Source organism: Streptomyces sp. NPDC020958, from assembly GCF_055562175.1.
Genome location: NZ_JBVHFU010000044.1, coordinates 1 through 4,070 on the forward strand (window position 1 = coordinate 1; position 4,070 = coordinate 4,070).

1 protein-coding gene is annotated in these 4,070 nt (G+C 71.7%); it reads left to right on the forward strand.

What is annotated here, in order from left to right:
• Positions 1-75: 75 nt before the first annotated feature.
• The coding region (locus ACZ3KP_RS40870) for an SDR family NAD(P)-dependent oxidoreductase (RefSeq protein ID WP_467506204.1) at positions 76-4,070 on the forward strand (3,995 nt) is incomplete at its 3' end.

A 4,070-nucleotide genomic window follows, 5' to 3' on the forward strand; every position in this document is an offset into this window, starting at 1 on the left:
AGTGACAGCGACACTGGTCGGCGCACGGTCATGGTCTCTTCCCGCGAGGGGGAGGGCGAGTGGGTCCGGAATGCGGTGGGTGTGCTGGCCCCGGCGGGCAGTGAGCCCGTCCCGGCACCGCTGGCTGTCTGGCCTCCGGCCGGTGCGGAGTCCGTTCCGGTCGACAACGCCTACGAGAGTTTTGCCCAGCGGGGCTACGGCTATGGGCCGGCGTTCCAGGGTCTGCGTCGGGTGTGGCGTGCCGGGGACACCGTTTATGCCGAGGCCGAGCTGCCCGAGGTCATTGAGTCCGATGCTGCCGGCTTCGGCCTGCATCCCGCTCTGCTTGATGCCGCGCTGCACGGTCTGCTGGCTGCCAGTGATGGCAGTGGCGGGACGGGGCTGCCGTTCGCGTGGTCGGGGGTTCGGCTGCTGGCGGGCGGTGCTCGCCAGCTGCGGGTGGTGCTGGCGCCCGAGGCGAGTGGCGTCTCGGTGACGGCGTTCGACGGTGTCGGTCAGCCGGTGCTGCGGGCGCGTTCGCTGGCGCTGCGGGAGATTCCGGCGGGTCAGTTCGCTGGGGCGGCCCGTCGGGTGCGCCAGTCGCTGTTCACGGTGGACTGGGTGCCGCTGCCGCTGCCGCTGCCGCGGGCTTCGGCTTCGGCTGCTGCAGTGCAGTGGGCGCGGCACGGCTCCGAGGTGGCTCCGGTGGTGGTGGCGGCTGTGCCGGCTGCCTCGTCCGGGAGTTCGGCGTCGCAGGCGGCGCACCAGGCTGCTGCGACGGTGCTGGGGTGGGTGCAGGAGTGGCTGGCCGATCCCGCGACCGACGACGCACGCTTGGTGATCTGGACCCAGGGCGTGGCCGCCGGTCAGGATCTGGCCGGTGCGGCGGTGACGGGTCTGGTGCGCTCGGCGCAGTCGGAGCATCCGGGACGTCTGCTGCTGGTCGATGTCAACCCGGCGGCCGGCCTGGACCCGACGCGTGACACCGACGTGGACACCGTCCTGGCCATGGCGCTGGGCGCCGAGGAGCCTGAGGTCTCCATCCGGCCCGCCACTGACGGCGAAGGTGTGGTGGCGTTCGGGCGGCGCCTGGTCCGAGCCGGCGCGGCCGGTGGGTTGGTGCTTCCCGGTGGTTCGGGCTGGCGAGTCGAGGTGGCTCAACCGGGTGACCTGGGCAGTGCCGCTGTTGTCGACGCTCCCGAGACCGAGGCTGCGCTGTCGGCTGGTCAGGTCCGGGTGGGTCTGCGTGCGGTGGGCGTGAACTTCCGCGACGTGGTGACCGGTCTGGGGATGGTCGCGGACAACCGAGGCCTTGGCGGCGAAGGTGCCGGTGTCGTCCTGGAGATCGGCCCTGGTGTTAGCAGTCTGACGGTCGGTCAGCCGGTGATGGGTCTGGTGCCGGGCTGGAGTCCGGCTGGGATCGTGGACAGCCGTCTTCTCGCCCCGATTCCGCAGGGCTGGTCATTCCAGCAGGCTTCGGCGGTGCCGGTCGGGTTCCTCACCGCGTTCTACGCGTTGCGGGATCTGGCCCAGGTCCGGCCTGGTCAGCGGGTGCTGATTCACGCCGGTACGGGTGGAGTTGGCACGGCTGCGGTGCAGTTGGCGAAGGCGTGGGGGCTGGAGGTCTTTGCGACCGCGAGCCCGGCCAAGCAGCACGCGCTGCGGGCCATGGGCGTGGCTGACAGCCACATCGCCTCGACCCGTGACCTGGACTTCTGTGAGCGGTTCCTGGCCGTGACCGGTGGCGAGGGCATGGACGTGGTCGTCAACGCCCTGGCCGGTGAGTTCACGGACGCGTCGCTGCGGCTGCTGCCGCGCGGCGGCCGGTTCGTCGAGATGGGCAAGACGGACATCCGTGACGCCGCTGAGATCGCCGAGGCCTACCCGGGCGTGGTCTACCAGGCGTTCGACCTGATGGACGCTGGTGTGCCGCGAGTTGCGGAGATGTTGGCCGAGCTCGGGCCGATGTTCGAGGCCGGGATCCTGCAGCCGCCCGCAGTGACGACTTTCGAGCTGTCGCAGGCCGTGGCAGCGCTCCGGTACCTGCAGGCCGCCCGACACCTCGGCAAGGTCGTGCTCAACGTCCCCGCCGCGTGGGACAGCCAGGGCACCGTCCTCGTCACCGGTGGAACCGGCACGCTGGGCGGGGAGTTGGCCCGGCACCTGGTGGATGTCCGTGGCATGCGCCACCTGCTCCTGCTGTCGCGTCGCGGTCCGGTCGCGCCGGGCGTGGCCCGTCTGGTCGCGGAGTTGGCGCAGTCGGGTGCGAGCGTGCGGGTGCAGTCCGGCGATGCCGCCGACCGCGAGGGTCTCGCCTCGGTGCTGGCGCGGATCGCGGCCGAGCGGCCGCTGACCGCGGTCGTGCACGCCGCCGGTGTCATCGACGACGCCACAATCGAATCCCTGACGCCGCAGCGGATCGCGACCGTCATGGCTGCCAAGGCTGATGCGGCGTGGAACCTGCACGAGTTGACCGAGGACGCGGGCCTGGCCGGCTTCGTGTTGTACTCCTCGGCGGCGGCTGTCATGGGCAGCCCGGGGCAGGGGAGTTACGCCGCCGCCAACGCGTTCCTGGACGCGCTGGCCGTCTACCGTCGCGACCGGCAGCTGGCCGGCCAGTCGCTGGCCTGGGGCCTGTGGGCCCAGGCATCGGGGATGACCGGGCAGTTGGCCGGTGCCGATCTCTCCCGGCTGCGTCGCGGCGGCGTCCAGCCGCTGACGACCGAGCAGGGTTTGGCGCTGTTCGAGGCTGCTGCCGCGCTGGGTGCGCCGTTGGCCGTCCCGGCCCGGCTCGACCTGGCCGTGCTGTCACGCGCTGCAGGGCCGGTGCCTTCGCTGCTGAACGGCTTGCTCGCCGATGGCGGCGTCTCCGCACGTCCCGCGGCGGCGGTGGCTACTGTCGTGGGTGGCTTGGCGGGCCGGCTGGCCCCGCTTGCCCCCGCCGAGCGTGACCAGGAAGTCCTGCAGATTGTCCGGGCCGCCGCTGCTGTTGTCCTGGGCCATGCGCGCCCTGGGGACATCGATCCCCAGCGGGCCTTCCGGGACATGGGCATCGACTCCCTGACCGGTCTGGAGCTGCGCAACCGACTCGCTGCTGAGACGGGCCTGAGCCTGACCGCCACCCTGGTCTTCGACCATCCGACACCGGTTGACCTCGCCCGGTACCTGGTCACCGAGGTGTGCGGGGACGACGAGGTGGCCACCGTGTCCGCCGTCCGTGTCGGCACGGACGAGCCGGTGGCGATCGTCGGTATGGGTTGCCGGTTCCCGGGCGGAGCCGAGGACCCGGAGGGCTTCTGGCGGTTGATCGCCGGAGGGACCGACGCGATGTCGGAGTTCCCGCCGGACCGTGGTTGGGAGACGCCGGGCCTGTCCGAGTCCGGTGCGGCGACCGAGGGTTACGCCCGGGTGGGTGGCTTCCTGGAGGGTGCCGGTGAGTTCGATGCGGAGTTCTTCGGGATCAGTCCGCGTGAGGCGTTGGGGATGGACCCCCAGCAGCGGCTGCTGCTGGAGACCTGTTGGGAGGCGCTGGAGGACGCCGGCATCGAGCCGGGTTCGCTCCGGGACTCCGACGCCGGTGTCTACGCGGGCATCATCGCGTCGGCCTACCAGGTTGGTGAGCAGGACGGTTTCGGGATCACCGGTACGACGGCGAGTGTGGCGTCGGGTCGGGTGGCGTACTCGCTGGGTCTTCAGGGCCCTGCGGTCTCGATCGACACGGCGTGCTCGTCTTCGCTGACGGCGATTCACCTCGCCGCGCAGGCGCTGCGGTCCGGCGAGTGCGGGATCGCGCTGGCCGGCGGCGTCACCGTCATGGCCACCCCGGGTGCGTTCACGGAGTTCGCGCGGCAGCGGGGCTTGGCCGGCGATGGCCGGTGCAAGCCGTTCGCGGAGGCGGCTGACGGGACCGGTTGGGGTGAGGGCGTCGGGATGGTGGTCCTGGAGCGGCTGTCGGATGCCCGTGAGCGTGGGCACCGGGTGCTGGCGGTCGTGGCAGGCAGTGCGGTGAATCAGGACGGTGCGAGCAATGGTCTGTCGGCGCCGAATGGTCCGTCGCAGCAGCGGGTGATCCGGGCTGCGCTGGCCAGCGC